Origin of the sequence: Variovorax sp. MSC1_012 (genome assembly GCF_023667525.1) — a bacterium.
In the GTDB taxonomy this organism is placed as follows: domain Bacteria; phylum Pseudomonadota; class Gammaproteobacteria; order Burkholderiales; family Burkholderiaceae_C; genus Variovorax; species Variovorax beijingensis_B.
Genome location: NZ_CM174443.1, coordinates 409,473 through 423,674, shown reverse-complemented (window position 1 = coordinate 423,674; position 14,202 = coordinate 409,473). Strand labels below are relative to the sequence as shown.

Annotated in this window: 9 protein-coding genes; 2 read left to right on the top strand and 7 right to left on the bottom strand. The window is 67.8% G+C overall.

What is annotated here, in order from left to right:
- Positions 1-10: 10 nt before the first annotated feature.
- Positions 11-967: a phosphate acetyltransferase gene (locus L1081_RS01945; RefSeq protein WP_489414950.1), complete on the top strand. Its 957-nt coding sequence runs from the start codon at positions 11-13 to the stop codon at positions 965-967.
- 62 nt (positions 968-1,029) lie between these two features.
- Here L1081_RS01945 and L1081_RS01940 read toward each other — a convergent pair whose 3' ends face one another.
- Genes L1081_RS01940 through L1081_RS01915 form a run of 6 tightly spaced genes read right to left on the bottom strand, consistent with a single transcriptional unit; the run spans position 1,030 to position 10,498 of the window.
- Positions 1,030-1,356, bottom strand: a complete 327-nt coding sequence (locus L1081_RS01940) for a hypothetical protein (protein ID WP_489414949.1) — start codon at positions 1,354-1,356, stop codon at positions 1,030-1,032.
- 2 nt (positions 1,357-1,358) lie between these two features.
- Complete coding sequence (locus L1081_RS01935) at positions 1,359-5,870, bottom strand: RHS repeat-associated core domain-containing protein (RefSeq protein ID WP_489414948.1); 4,512 nt, start codon at positions 5,868-5,870, stop codon at positions 1,359-1,361.
- A gap of 32 nt (positions 5,871-5,902) precedes the next feature.
- On the bottom strand, positions 5,903-6,340 hold the full coding sequence (locus L1081_RS01930; protein WP_489414947.1) for a DcrB-related protein: 438 nt from the start codon (positions 6,338-6,340) through the stop codon (positions 5,903-5,905).
- Between the two features lie 20 nt (positions 6,341-6,360).
- Positions 6,361-6,798, bottom strand: a complete 438-nt coding sequence (locus tag L1081_RS01925; RefSeq protein WP_489414946.1) for a hypothetical protein — start codon at positions 6,796-6,798, stop codon at positions 6,361-6,363.
- 39 nt (positions 6,799-6,837) lie between these two features.
- Complete coding sequence (tssI, locus tag L1081_RS01920) at positions 6,838-9,993, bottom strand: type VI secretion system tip protein TssI/VgrG (protein WP_489414945.1); 3,156 nt, start codon at positions 9,991-9,993, stop codon at positions 6,838-6,840.
- 22 nt (positions 9,994-10,015) lie between these two features.
- On the bottom strand, positions 10,016-10,498 hold the full coding sequence (locus L1081_RS01915) for an Hcp family type VI secretion system effector (protein WP_319427133.1): 483 nt from the start codon (positions 10,496-10,498) through the stop codon (positions 10,016-10,018).
- Between the two features lie 381 nt (positions 10,499-10,879).
- Here L1081_RS01915 and L1081_RS01910 point away from each other — a divergent pair, with 381 nt between their 5' ends.
- On the top strand, positions 10,880-13,885 hold the full coding sequence (locus L1081_RS01910; protein WP_489414944.1) for a transglycosylase domain-containing protein: 3,006 nt from the start codon (positions 10,880-10,882) through the stop codon (positions 13,883-13,885).
- 41 nt (positions 13,886-13,926) lie between these two features.
- On the opposite strand, the gene L1081_RS01905 is transcribed toward L1081_RS01910, so the two are convergent.
- Positions 13,927-14,196, bottom strand: coding sequence for a hypothetical protein (locus tag L1081_RS01905; RefSeq protein ID WP_489414943.1), 270 nt, complete (start codon positions 14,194-14,196; stop codon positions 13,927-13,929).
- Positions 14,197-14,202: the final 6 nt, after the last annotated feature.

The window sequence follows — 14,202 nt, the reverse complement described above, 5'->3', positions numbered from 1 at the left end:
CGGAGCCCGCATGGCGCCGTCAACTCTCTCCGCCTCCCACCCCCACTACGACCGCCTGATCGCCGCCGCCCGCGCCCTCCCACCGCTCCGCGTCGCGGTCGTCCACCCGGCCAACGCCGTGTCGCTCGAAGCCGCCTTGGCTTCAGCCGCGCTGGGCCTCATTGCGCCGGTGTTGGTCGGCCCGCGCGCAAAGATCGAGGCTGCCGCACGCGAAGCCAACGCAGACCTCTCGGCCATCCCCATCATCGACGCCCCCCACAGCCACGCCGCAGCCGACGCCGCCGTCGCCATGGCCTTGCGCGGCGAGGTCGATGCGTTGATGAAGGGCAGCCTGCACACCGACGAACTGATGGGCGCGGTGGTGCGGCGCGAAGGCGGGCTGCGCACGTCGCGGCGCATCAGTCACTGCTTCGTGATGGACATTCCGGGCCACGCGCAGCCGCTGATCATTTCGGACGCCGCGATCAACATCGCGCCCACGCTCGAAGAGAAGGTCGACATCGTGCAGAACGCGATCGACCTCGCGCATGCGCTGCAGATGCCGGCGGTGCGGGTGGCGATTCTCTCGGCCACCGAAACGGTCAACACCAAGGTGCCCTCCACGCTCGACGCCGCCGCGCTGTGCAAGATGGCCGACCGCGGGCAGATCACCGGCGCGCAGCTGGACGGGCCGCTGGCCATGGACAACGCCATCGACGCCGAGGCGGCGCGCATCAAGGGCATCGTCTCGCCGGTGGCGGGACGCGCCAACGTGCTGATCGTGCCCAGCCTGGACGCGGGCAACATGCTGGCGAAGAGCCTCAGCTTCCTGGGCGGAGCCTATGCGGCGGGCATCGTGCTGGGCACCAAGGTGCCGGTGATCCTGACGAGCCGCGCCGACTCGGAGCCGGCACGCCTGGCCTCGTGCGCGGTGGCGTCGATGGTGGCCAAGGCGGGGCGGGAACGAACGATCAAGGCGGTGGGGTGAGGGCGACGCTCAGCCCTTGATCTCTTTGGCCTTCAGCCGTTCATTTCCTTTTCGGCGCAAGCTCAATCGCTGAAGGCAACCAGGCCTGCGCCCTTGGCCAATGCCGTCTCGAAGATGCCGCGCATCGCCTCGAACGCAGCCAGCGCCTGGCGGTTGCTGCCGAGTTCACGCGCGTTGGCCACGAATATCTTCATGAGCGTTGCGACCTGCGCGGGCTGCAGAAACGAATCCTCGAAGTACTTGAGCCCCGCACCGGCCTGGCTGCCCTTGTCGAACAACACCGCCAGCGAGCGGTGGGCATCGAGATCGATGGAGCCCGCCAGTTCAAGGCTGCCGGGATCGTCGGGCATGTCGGTGGCGGATGGATCTGTGTAGTAAATGTCCAGCATGGTCAATCCAGCGGGTGGAAGGTTCGAACGGTTCCGTCTTCGTTGACGGTGGCGCGATAGCGCTTGTATTGTCCGCCGTACTTCAGCCTGGACTCGAACACCGCCTTGCCCTCGTAGCTCGACTCCTTGCCGTGCTTGAGCGTCTTGCCCAGCAGCGAAGAAATCTCTCCCTGGCCCATGCTGGCGTCGAACTTCGACTTGCCGGTGAATCGGGTGGGGTCCACATGGCGGTCGTAGATGTGCTTCCACCCCGAGGTGGCATTGCCCTGCTCCAGCAAGAAGTTGCGGCTTCCCCTGTTGAAGCCGACCGGCCGGGCCAGCGTCTCTCCGCAGGCCCATCCCAGCGGGTCGATCCAACGCGTCGGATTGGGTGCGTAGCTATGCAGGTTGTCGCCGCCTTCCAGCCCGATCGGATCGGGGCTGATAAAGCGCCCGATGTCCGGGTCATAGAAGCGGAAGGTGTTGTAGTGCAGGCCGGTGTCGCGGTCGAGGTACTGCCCCTGGAAGCGCAGGTTCTGCTCGGCGGGTTGCGGCGCCTCTTCGCCCGGCCGGGCGGAGCGGCCGTCCAGCGCGGTGACTTCCCATTGCTCGGTAACGGTGGCGCCCCAGGTCCTGTAGCTCGCGCGCCAGCACAGGTTGCCGTCGCCGCTGCTCAATTCCTCCGGCAGGCCGGCGGGGTCGGTGTGGAAGTGCAGGATGCGCGCGGCCGATGCCGCGGCAGGCTCGGCCTTCGCGTCGAGCCGTGCCATGGGCACATGGCTGTCGGGCTCGTACACGTAGCTCACCACCCGCGAGCCGCGCCGCTCTTCGATCAGCCGCAGGCCCTCCCACACGAACCGCGTGCAGCCGAACGCATCGTGCTTGGCCACGCGGCGCCCCATGGCGTCGTAGTCGAAGCGCGTGACCTGCGTGGTGGCCTCGGGGGTGTGCGGGCGGCGCGTGGTGTGCACGGCCACAAGGCGGCTTTCGTCGTCCCATTCGAAGCGCTGCTCGGTGTGCCTGCCGGACTTCTTGCACACGAGCCGGCCGTGGCCGTCGTAGATGTAGCGCTTGTCCTCGAACACCCGCACGAGGTTGTCGCGCACATAGCCCGACACTCCGCCCTGCGCCGCCGGGCCTGCCAGCGATGCGTCGAGCAGGTTGCCGGCGGGGTCGTAGGCAAAGCGTTCATGGTTGGCCGCGCCATGCGCCGCATGCGCGTAAGGCGTCGGCGTGCGCACGGTTTCATCGATGCGCCCGGTGGCGTCGTAGCGATGGCTGGCGGCCCCCTGCAGCGAATGGCGGCTCTGGCGCAGTTCGCCCGCGGGGTCGTAGCTGTACTCCTTCATCAGCCCGTCGAGCAGGCGGGCGTGCGGGGTGCCGGCGCTGTCGAGGGCCTGGCGCCAGGCGGCGTCCCGCGTGGTGAAGGGCGCGGTCAACGATGCCGGCCGGCTCCAGGCGGCGGCGCGGCGGCCCAGCGGATCGAGCGCGAAGCGGGTGGAGATCGCGCCCTGGCTGCGCGCAATCTCGCGGTGCAGGTCGTCGCGTTCGATGTCGCTGATCAGTTGGTGAACAGCCGGTGCATCGCCGTGCTGCAGCGAGAAGTTGACTTGGTGCAGGTGGCCCGAGCCGTAGTGCAGGTAGTTCAGCCCGCGCACGGTGCCGCCGTGCCCCGCGAGCGCGGGCAGGAGGGTGCGCGTGCGGTTGCCGAGCGCATCGTGCTCGTGGCGCAGCTCGTGGCGCTCGCCGCTGACTTCGTCGATGGCGCTTTCGCCGACGAGGCGGCCGAGCTTGTCGTAGTCGAAGCAGGTGCGGTGCAGCGCACGCAGCGTTGGCAGCGCCTCGCCGGCCCCCGCGCTCACCACTTCGAGCTTGACTGCGTCGATGAGTCGGTCGAGCACGTCGTAGCGGTAACGGTAGCAGTGGGTGGCGGTGCGTTTCTCGACGAGCCGGCCCACGGCGTCGCGCAACAACTCGGTGCGCAGCGGCTGCGCCACGCGGAGCCGGCCCGCTTGCGGGTCGTCGAGCGCAAGGTCTTCGTCGCCAATGCCGGGCAGGTGGGTGATGACGACGGGCCAGCCGCCCGCGTCGTAGGCGACCTGCACGCGCGTGCCGCCCAAGCGACGCTCTTCGACCACGCGGTCGGCTTCGTCGCGCACGAACTCGAAGCGCATGCCGTTCTCGTTGACGAGCGACTGCAGTCGCTGGGCGCTGTCGTAGTTCCACGCCATGCGCCGGCCTTCGGCATCCTCGCGCAGCAGCGGCTCGCCGCGGCGGCCAAGCGCGAAGCGGGTGGTGCGGCTCAGCGCGTCGGTGGCGGCGACCAGGCGGCCCGCCGCATCGCGGTGAAAGGCCTGGTGGCTGCCGTCGGGCTGCGAGATGGCCAGCAGGCGGCCCATGGCGTCGTGCGTGAGCCGGGTCTGCTGGCCCATCGCATCGGTAACGGTCTTCAGGTAGCCCCATCCGTCGTAGGCATAGCGCGTGGTCTTGCCGGAGCAGTCGGTCAGTGCGAGCAGCTGCGCGCATTCGCTCCAGGCCATGCGGCTGCGCCCGCCCCTGGCGTCGGTCACGAGGATCGGCAAGCCGCGCTTGTCGTAGCTGTATTCGGTGGTGTGGCCGAGCGGGTCGGTCTCGCGCACGAGGTTGCCCTCGTCGCTGTAGGCATAGGTCCAGGCGCTGCCGTCGGGCAGGGTCTCGCGCCACGGCAGGCCGGACTCGGTCCAGCCGGTGCTGTGCGTGCGGCCGAGGGCGTCGGTCCGGCTGCTCATGAAGCCCTGTGCGTCGTAGGCGCAGCGAGTGACCGCGCCGTTGGGCTCGGTCATTGCGACGAGCTGGTGCAGCTCGTTGTAGTGCGCCTGCCAGTGCTGGCCTTCGGCGTTGGTGTACGCGGTGAACTGGTGCTCCGCGTTCCAGCGCCAGACGAAGACGCGGTCGAGCTGGTCGACGACGCGGGTCTCGCCGATGGCGGCGTTCGGATTCTCGGCGCCGCTTGCATCTTCCGGCAGCAGGGACGCGTAGCCGATGTCGTAGCGCTGGCCGTCGTTGGTCCAATGGCGACCGACGCGGGCCTCCTTCGCGGCCCCGGTCCATTCGTAGTGGCACTCCAGCCCTGCCGCATCGGCGTGAAAGTTCATCAGTCCGCGACTGTCGTAGCCGAAGCGGCGCACCGATGCTCCGCTGCGGTCCGTCACGCCGGCAAGGCGGCCCTGTGCATCGTGGCGGTAGGCGACGAGCAGGCCCGGGGTTTCGCCCGGTGCGCCAACCGCGAGGCGCACCGCGTCGAGCCGCCCGCTCTCGCCCGCATGGTCGAGCGCGATCAGGCGGCCGGTGCTGTCGGTCACTTCGCCCAGGCGCCCGAGTGCGTCATGGCGCAGCTCGACAAAGTTGCCGTTGCGGTCTTCGATGCGGATGAGCTTCAGCACCTGCGGGCGCGCGCGGCCGGCCGAGGGCTCTTCGAAGATGAAGAACAGCCCGCCCGGAATGTGGAAGAAGTAGTGCCCGCCTTCCGTGCAGCACAGGTCCAGGCCCTCGCGCAGGCTGTATTGCCGGGTACCCGGCTCGATGTCGGGAAACTCCACCTCCCTGCCCCGCTCGTCGACGAGGACGATGACGGGTTGTCCGTCGGAGCCGGTGCCGAGCCACAGCTCCATTGCATACGGCAGGCTCCAGCCCTGCCCCAGCGGGCCGCCGCTGCGAACATCGCGGCTGTTGTAGAAGCGCTGCCAGACAATCGGCAGCGGCCCCGGCAGCGTGAAGTCGAGTTCGCTCTCGCCGCCCAGAAACTTGACGCCCGTGGCCGCATGCACCGGGTTGCCGATGGAGCTGACCATGCCGTGAATGCCCATGCCCAGGCCAATGGCGCCTTCGATGAGGCAAGGCAGCGCGGCCTTGCCCTGCCGCGCGAGCTTGGGCAGGCAGCGCAGGCCCTTGTAGATCAGCACCAGGTTGAAGACGGTCACCGCGATCTTCGAGATCAGCGGCACCTCGTCGGCCACGTCGCGCACGCGGGCGGTGGGCCCGCCGATGAAGACGTTGGGCGACCCCTCGCTGATCTTGGCGCCGCACTCGGTGTGGTCGTTCTTGCGCGAGGCCACGCCCATGTTGATGAAGACGGTCTCGGCGCCTTCGGCCAGCAGGATCTGCGGCGAGTCCTTGGCGCAGGTCACCGTGTCCATCGGTATGTCGGGCGAAGCGCGCGCCGCGCCGGTGCCCTTGCTGTTGATGAACACGTCCGACGAGCCACTGCTGATCTGGCCGGTGACGGTCAGGGTCTCGGGCACCAGCGCGTCGGCCACCGCCTCGCCGAGCCCCGCGCCGACGTAGCCGCCGGCCACGCGCGCACCAACCACCACCAGCCCCACCACCAGCGGCCCGGCCAGCCCGCCGGTGCCGACGATGGCGGCCGCCGCCAGCCCCGCCGCAAAACCCACCGCGATGCCGCCGACCAACCCGCCCGCGAACCTGGCCCAGAACCTCGCGTGGGCGTTGGTGTGAGCGATGGGGTCGTGCAGGCGTGCTGCTGCTTGGCCGGCCATGGGGTGTGCGTTGCCGGGGTGGGCGGCTTCAGTCAGGCGCGCGGCTGGAAGCTCGCGAGGGCGCGCTGCCAGATCGCCAGGGCTTCGGCGTCGAAAGGGACAGCGCTGCTGGCCGTGAGGATCAGCACGTTGGGGCTCGGGGCCGCGAGCTGGAACACCGCCTGCCGCTGGTACAGCGCCTGCCCGTTCTGCCTGAACTGCGTGACGAGCTCGATGCCGCGCAGCTCCCGCATCGGCGATCCGATGGCGACCTCGCCGCGAGACACTTCCTTGAGCTGGCTCACCTGTCGCGTCAGGTCGCGCATCTGGCGGGTGACGAACTGCGCCAGCGTCTCCTGCGTCTGCAGCGCGTCGCGGCTCACGATGAGCGTGGTGCCAGAGCCGTCAGGCATTGCGAGCACGTTCATCGAACGGTCGATGCGGCCGTCGTCGGGGATGTCGAACTGGCCTTCGTTGAGGTGGTAGTGCATGGAGATTTTTCCCGATGTGTTCAAGCCGGATCGAAGACGACGTAGCCCAGGCACGCCGGGTTGCGTTCCCTGAAACCGAACGACAGTTGGCCCCAGCCGAGCGCCGTCGAATAGCTGGTCGCCTCATCGAGCGAGCGGCCGGTCGGCATGCCGAAGATCTGCAGGTTTTTGTAGCGCTGCCGCACTTCATCGAGCGACACGCACTGCCCCTTCAGATCCAGCACCAGGAAGCCTGGATGCGATCCCTCGCGCTTAATGCGCAGATCGATTTTCGACACCTCAACGCCGTCGCCGAGTTGCACAGGCGTGCCGTCGAAGAACCGGAAGACCTCGCTGCCCGGGGCCTCGGTGTCCCTGAGGCGGGTCGGGATGGCGCTCTCGACCTTTTCCTTCGAGAACGGGACTTGCGCGGCCAATGCGTCGATCGCCTGCCACAAGGTCATTGCCGCTTGGTTCATGGTCCTCCCTTGGATGTACCGCCGAACGGTTCGCAGCGCCTAGTGGCCACCGCCGCCGACGCGGTTGTCGTACCAGTTGCCGTAATACGTCGTGTAGAGCTCTTTGGTGGTTGAGGTCTTCAGCGTGCCGATGTACTTGCCGGCCGTGCGATGGGCCCCTGCCCAATTGCCTGTCTCGGCTGCTTTGTTGAACGCGGCGTTGTAGACGTTCATCTTCGCCTTGGGCTCGATCGCCATGATGTTTCGACCGGTGGCGTTCTGGATCTCGCGCTGTACCCAGATCTGGTTCATGGCGGCGGCGCCCTCGCCGTCCAGTTTGCTGGTGACATAAGCTTGCCTGGACGACATGTCCGGCGGAACCGTATAGGTTGCGTGCCCCACCTCATGAGCCACGGCGGACGTGACCTGGTGGGGATCCGAAGCCGTGTTGCTGTCGATCACGATGACCTTCTCGCCCCTCTTGACGTATGAGCCCGCTCCGGCCGTCCCGTAGATCATGCTCCAGCCGTCGTCCTTGAGAGGACCCCACTGACGCTGCAGCTTGGGCGACCGGGCGGCGAGTCCGTCGACGCCGGCGCCCAGGCCAGTCGGTTTCCATTGGCCCCGGGGCACGAGCGACGACTTCGCCGGCGCAGCAGCGGCGGAGGCTGGTGCCGGCATGGCCGCCTCTTCCTCCGCCACGGTCTGCTGGCTCTCGCTGCCCACCGGCGCCTCGCAGTTCAGGAAGATCTTCCCGCCCCGCTGATCCAGCTCCCCCGTGAAGTTGACCAACCCCTTCACCCCATTGATTTGCACCGTGCCATCCGCCAGCAGCACGATCGACGACTTGCCGCAGATCAGCGAGATGCTTGTCTTGGCCGTGACGAACACATCCTGCTCGGCCGCTTGGATCAGCACAGACTTCTGACCGGTGAGATTGGCGTTGCTCGCGGTGGAAGTTACCGAGGCGTCGGTCTTCGACACCAGGTTGATCGCCCCCGCGCTCGCGTGCGAGACGATGTCGCCATCCGACACCACATTGACCTGCCCGCCCTCGCTCACCTGCGTGAGCATGCCCTTCGCGGCGAGTTGCGTGAGCTGCGCGCCGGTGGTCATGGTCATTGCGGACGTCGAACGCATCGACACGCTCTGCCCCGAACTCACGACGATGGGTTTGGGGCTGATCATCGTCTGGCCCTCGGGGCTCACGATGGAGACGACGGGCTTGTCGATCTTGCGCGACAGGTCGAGCATGTGCTGCGCGTCGGCCATGGCCGGGTCGGGGTTGTCGGACACGCCTGCCTCGGGCGATCCGCCGCCGGCCAGCGCGGTGATGGCTTGCGAGAGGCCGCCCGCGGCCTGCACGCCCTGCACCAGCCCCATGAGCGTCTGGTTCTTGCCCTGCGCAATCGCACCGACCAGCGCCTTGGTGGAAGAGATGGCCTGGCCCGCGGCCTGCATCAGTGCATTGCTTTGCGCGAGCGCGGCGCCCATGTGCTCGTGGCCGTCGGGGTTGTCGTGCGAGGCGCGCTGTGCGTAGTCCTGCGTGTAGGTGGTTAGCAGCAGGCCCTTGTCGGCACGGATGGAACCCCACTCGTTGGTGCGCAGCTCGAAGCCGTAGCTGCGCTGCACGCCGGAGCCCTGGTTCATCAGGTAGCCCATGTGCAGGTGGGTGTTGCCGTGGTCGGTCGACAGCTCGATGTGCTCGGTGCCGCGGCTGTCCTCGAAGCGCAGCATGTGCTTGCCGCCGCCGCCCTTGCTCCAGTTCGTCTGGAAGCCGGTCTGCGTCTTGTGGCGCGGCAGCTCCCACGGCGGCATCTGGGCGGCGTTGTAGACGCAGCCAGTGACGATCGGATGGTCGGGGTCGCCGTTGAGAAAATCGACGATCACCTCCTGGCCGACGCGCGGAATGTGCATGGCGCCGTAGTTGCTTCCGGCCCAGGTCTGCGACACGCGAACCCAGCACGACGAGTTCTCATCGCGCCGGCCGTGACGGTCCCAGTGGAACTGCACCTTGATGCGACCGTATTCGTCGGTGTGGATCTCCTCGCCCGCCGGCCCCACCACGACGGCGGTCTGTGGACCGGTGGTGCGCGGCTTGGGCGTGACGCGGGCGGTGCGGTAGCTCGCGTTGTCGGGCAGCACCTCGAAGGTCTGCCGGTAGCTCGTGCTGCTGGTCGATTCGCTGTAGGCCGCATCCACGCCGCCGACCACGCGCAAGGCGTTCTCCCGGAAGTCGTAGCTCACCGCCTCGATCATGTAGCGCCGGTTGTCCTCGGCGTTCGGGTGGCGCGCCAGTTCGAACAGGTAGCCGGGCGCCATGTGGCGCAGGTTGCCCTCGGCGCTGATCAGTTCGCGGCGCCCGGCCAACTGCTCCAGCCGTACGCGCGCGTAGTTCTCGCCGTCGTCCAGTTCGGTGTAGCCGCCAGGCCAGTCGTACGTCTCGAAGCTGTCGTGGCTATGGCCGGCCGGCTGGCGGCGCATGGTGTCGATCCTGGCGTTGGGCTTCCTGAAGTCGTAGTCGTCGGCGGCGAAGTGGCCGCTGGCGATGTCCTCGGCGTGATGCCAGGTGTCGATGAAGTCCTGCTTCGGGATCTGCGCCGCGCGAACGCCCGCGTAGTACGGCACCCGCACCGGGCCGCCGGGCAGCTCGGCGTGCGAGTCGGGGCCGTCGCACAGCACGAGCTGGTGGCCGTCTCTGGCGTGCGAGAAGAAGTAGTAGATGCCCTCCTGCTCCATCAGACGGCTGACGAAGTTGAAGTCGGTTTCGGCGTACTGCACGCAGTATTCCCACGTGCGGTAGTTACCACCCAGCCGGGCATCGATGGCGAAGCCGTAAGGCGCGAGCACCTCCTGCAGGATCTCTGGGGCTGTCCTGAACTGGAAGATCCTGAAGTCCGACCGGCGCGTGGCGTACCAGAGCCACGGGCGCAGTATGGCCTCGTACATGTGCATGTCGCCGTCGTCCTTGCCGACGCTGGCAAAGCGCGTGACCTGCCCGCTCAGGAAGCGCCGACCCGGCCCGCCCAGCTCGGTGGCCAGGTTGACTTCGATGGTCATGTTCTCGCCGAGCATGCGGCCAGGCGCAATGCCGGGCATCTCGCTCACGAGCAGCACGCGCGACTCGAACAAGGTGGAGATGCGCTCCTGCCCCGTCATTGAGCGGAACTTGAGGCGCTCGCCCAGCGTACTGTGGGCGATGAAACTGCGGGTCATCCGAAAGTCGTGCCGGGGGAATTCAGCTTTCCCTGTTTTCCTTGATGTTCCAGGCCAGCACGGTCTCGGCGCCCTTGCCGCCCTTGTCGGTCTGCTCCCAGTACTGCTGCTTCACCTTGGCCGCCTGGAACGCGAACTGCACCAGCACCGCATCGCCGCCCTGCTCGGCCGTGTACTGCACCGAGGTGACCAGCACTTCTTCCAGCGTCACGCGCGTGTATTCGATCTGCGAGCCCCCGGCCTTGCACACCGACACTTCCACCTTGCTCAGGTGCTTGCCGCTCGCGCAGTTCTTCATCACCGACGGCGCCGCCTTGTCGATGCGCGCGAGCACCTGCAGGTCATTGAAGCTCGCCTTGCCCACACCGCCCCCGCCGCCACTGACCATGTTGCCAGGCTGCGTCGCTCCCCATGCGAACGACTTGATATCCGTCCAGTCCTTGTGGTTCGAGTCCTTGGATTCGCCGTTCGCGCCCTCGACGCGCATGAACATGTCTACTGCCATGATTGTTCGCTCCCCTAGTTATCGTGCCCACTCCGCGCACCTTGAACAATTGCAGCCATCGATGGCTGCAACATCGAAAACCGGTCGACCCGACGAAGTGAAGGCACATTCGCGAACCGGCCAGCCTATGTCCAAAGATAGTCAAGGAACGACGAGCCCACCAGTGTCCTTAGGCACTAGAAAAAGGGATTAACCGCCATCCCGACGAGCCGCGCCGTATCGGGAATCAATGGGAGAACCCGCCTTTCTATGCCGACATGCCGGCAGCCCGCATAGGTAGTTCTCCCGCTTTGAAGTCCGTCATGTGCAACACAAAGTGCTACAAAAGGCGCATCATTGCCATGAACGAACCCGCGGTGCGGACTGTGTGCGAGGCAGAGCATGACAAGGTTCAAGAGGGTCTTCTGGATCAGCGGCGGGCTCGCCGTGCTGGGTGCGCTTGCCGGATACGCGGTTGTCAACGAGTTGAAGACTTCTCGATGGCAATCGGCCTTCTGGCGCGACTTTGCCAGCGGTACCGGCTTCAGCGTCAGCGCCGGTGCCAGCGATGCGATCCGCTTCCCCCAGACCGGGCCGTACGACGAACGGCTGGGCTACCACGATCTTCCCCACTTCATCGACCGCCTGGAGCCCCAGGGCTTTGCCATCACGCGCCAGGCGCGCATGTCGCCGCGGCTGGTCGAACTGCAGGAGCACGGGCTTTTCACCCCCTACCGCGAGAAGAACCAGGCCGGCCTGACCGTGCGCGACTGCCGCAATGCGGCGCTGCTGCACACGCGCGTGCCCCAGCGCGCCTACGAGCGTTTCGAAGATGTGCCGCCACTGCTGGTGAGCGCCCTGCTGTTCGTCGAGGACCGCCACCTGCTTGACGCGGAATCGGCGCAGCGCAACCCCGCGCTCGATCCGGAACGCTTTGCCAAGGCCGCGGTCGAGCAGGGACTGCGGGTGTTCAACCCGCGGGGGTCGGCGACGGGCGGCAGCACCCTGGCCACGCAGATCGAAAAGTACCGCCATTCGCCACAGGGCCGCACCGGCTCGGTGCGCGAGAAGCTGCGCCAGATGGTCTCGGCCTCGGTGCGCGCCTACCAGGACGGCGAGGACACGCTGGCGCGGCGCCGCCAGATCGTCGTCGACTACCTCGATACCGTGCCGCTGGCCGCACGCCCGGGCATCGGCGAGGTGCACGGCCTGGGCGATGGCCTGTGGGCCTGGTACGGCCGCGACTTCCGCGAGGTCAACCGCCTGCTCGCCGACAACGCCGAGGGGGCGGCGCCCACGCCCGAGGCGCTCCGGCGCCAGGCAGAAGCCTTCAAGCAGGCGCTGTCGCTGATGATCGCGCAGCGCCGCCCATCGCAGCACCTGCTCGGCGACGGCACCGGCCTCGCGCGGCTGACCGACAGCTACCTGCGGCTGATGGCCGAGGCGGGCCTGATCGCGCCCTCGCTGCGCGATGCGGCACTGCCGCTGCCCCTGCAGCTGCGGCCCGAACTGCCGTCGACACCGCGCCCGGACTTCGTGCAGCGCAAGGCCACCATCGCGCTGCGCACCCACATCTCCACACTGCTCGACGTGCCGCGCGCCTACGACCTGGAGCGCCTCGACCTCGAAGCTGAAACCAGCCTGGACGGCGAAGCGCAGGCGCTGGCTGCGCACGTGCTGGCCGGCCTGCGGACGCCCGCTGCGGCCAAGGCCGCGGGATTGTTCGGCCCCCATCTGCTCGACCCGGGTGCGGATCCGGCCCCGCTGATCTACAGCTTCACGCTGTTCGAGCGCGGCGCGCAGGCCAACCTGCTGCGGGTGCAGGCCGACAACATCAACCAGCCCTTCGACGTGAACCAGGGCGCGCGTCTGGACCTGGGCTCGACCGCCAAGCTGCGCACGCTGGTGAGCTATCTCGAGCTCGTGGCCGAGCTGCACGCGCGCTGGTCCGACCTGAGCCCCGCCCGGCTCGCCGCGCTGGCGAACAACCCACGCGATCCGCTGGGTGCGTGGGCGCGCCAGTACCTGCTGCGCGCCAAGGATCGCCGCCTCACGCCGATGCTCGAGGCGGCCATGGAGCGAAAGTATTCGGCGAACCCGGGCGAGTCCTTCTTCACCGGCGGCGGCCTACACCAGTTCGAGAACTTCGAGCGCTCGCGCAACAGCGAATCGATGACGGTGCGCGAAGGCTTCAAGCATTCGATCAACCTGGTGTTCATCCGACTGATGCGCGACGTGGTGCGCCACCGCATGTTCGGCGGCACGTCGGATGCCGAGCGCCTGCTGAAAGACCCGGCCGATCCGCGCCGGCGCGAGATGCTCGCGCGTTTTGCCGACCGCGAAGGCTCGGCCTTCCTGATCCGCTTCTATCGCAAGTACCAGCGCCAGTCAGCCGCGGGCGCCGAAGCGCTGCTGCTGCGGGGCCTGAAGCCATCGGCGCCGCGCCTGGCGAGCGTGCTGTTCACGATCGAGCCCGAGGCCAGCGAAGAGCGGCTCGACGAGCTGCTCACGCAGCGGCTGGGCAAGGGCTTCGCCGGATCGCCGCGCGCACTGCGGGCGCTGCGCACCACCTACGCGGGCCTTTCGCTTGCCGACCGCGGCTACGTCGCGCGCGTGCATCCGCTGGAACTCTGGCTTGTGGGATACCTGCGGCGCCATCCCGGCGCAACTCTGACCGAGGTGCTGGACGCGAGCGCGAGCGAACGCCAGGAGGTCTACGCCTGGCTCTTCAAGACGCGCCACAAGAGCGCGCAGGACAAGCGCCTGCGCGAACTGGTCGAGCTCGATGCCTTCGCGGAGGTCCACCGCTCATGGCAGCGCCTGGGCTACCCGTTCGAATCGCTGACACCGTCCTATGCGAGCGCGATCGGCGCCTCGGGCGACCGGCCGGCCGCGCTGGCGGAACTGATGGGCATCATCGCCAGCGACGGCGTGCGGCGGCCGGTGCAACGGGTCGACGCCCTGCACTTTGCGCGCGACACGCCCTACGAGACGCGGCTCGAACCGCGCGACGCGGGCGCCGAGCAGGTGCTGCCCGCCGAGGTGGCCGCCACGGTGCGCCGCGCACTGGTGCAGGTGGTACAGGACGGCACGGCGCGGCGCCTGAAGGGCGCGCTGGTGGACGCGAATGGCCGCGCGATCGAGATCGGCGGCAAGACCGGCACCGGCGACCATCGCTACGGGCACAACGGCCGCGGCGGACGGGCGGGCGCCGAGCGCAGGATCAGCCGCTCGGCCACCTTCGTGTTCACGATCGGCGACCGCTACTTCGGCACCATCATGGCCTACGTGAACGAACCGTACGCCGCCCGCTACCGGTTCACGAGCGCGCTGCCGACGCAGCTGCTGAAGTCGCTGGGGCCGCAATTGCTGCCGGTGCTGGAGCGCAGCGGGTGCGGGGGGGATTGACGGGGACTACGCGCCGTAGATTGCCAGCATGACGACGAAGGTCACCCACATCGCGGCCCATCCCAGGAGGACATGGCGGCCAGGAAGGCAGCAAAGTAGCCGGCTCGGCGCCATCTGCTTGACGTGCTCGGCACGCAACGCCAGTAGATCACGCCGGCCCACAGTGACAGCACGGCTGCGGTCATCGGAACAATGTTCTCGGAGATCGAGACGATCTTGTGGTGATGGAGTGCCGCCGCTGAAACGAAAAGTGCAGGCATGGCCAGGAACCATGCGAACGCGTTCAGCACGAGGCGCAAGGCGGCCTTCATTGAATC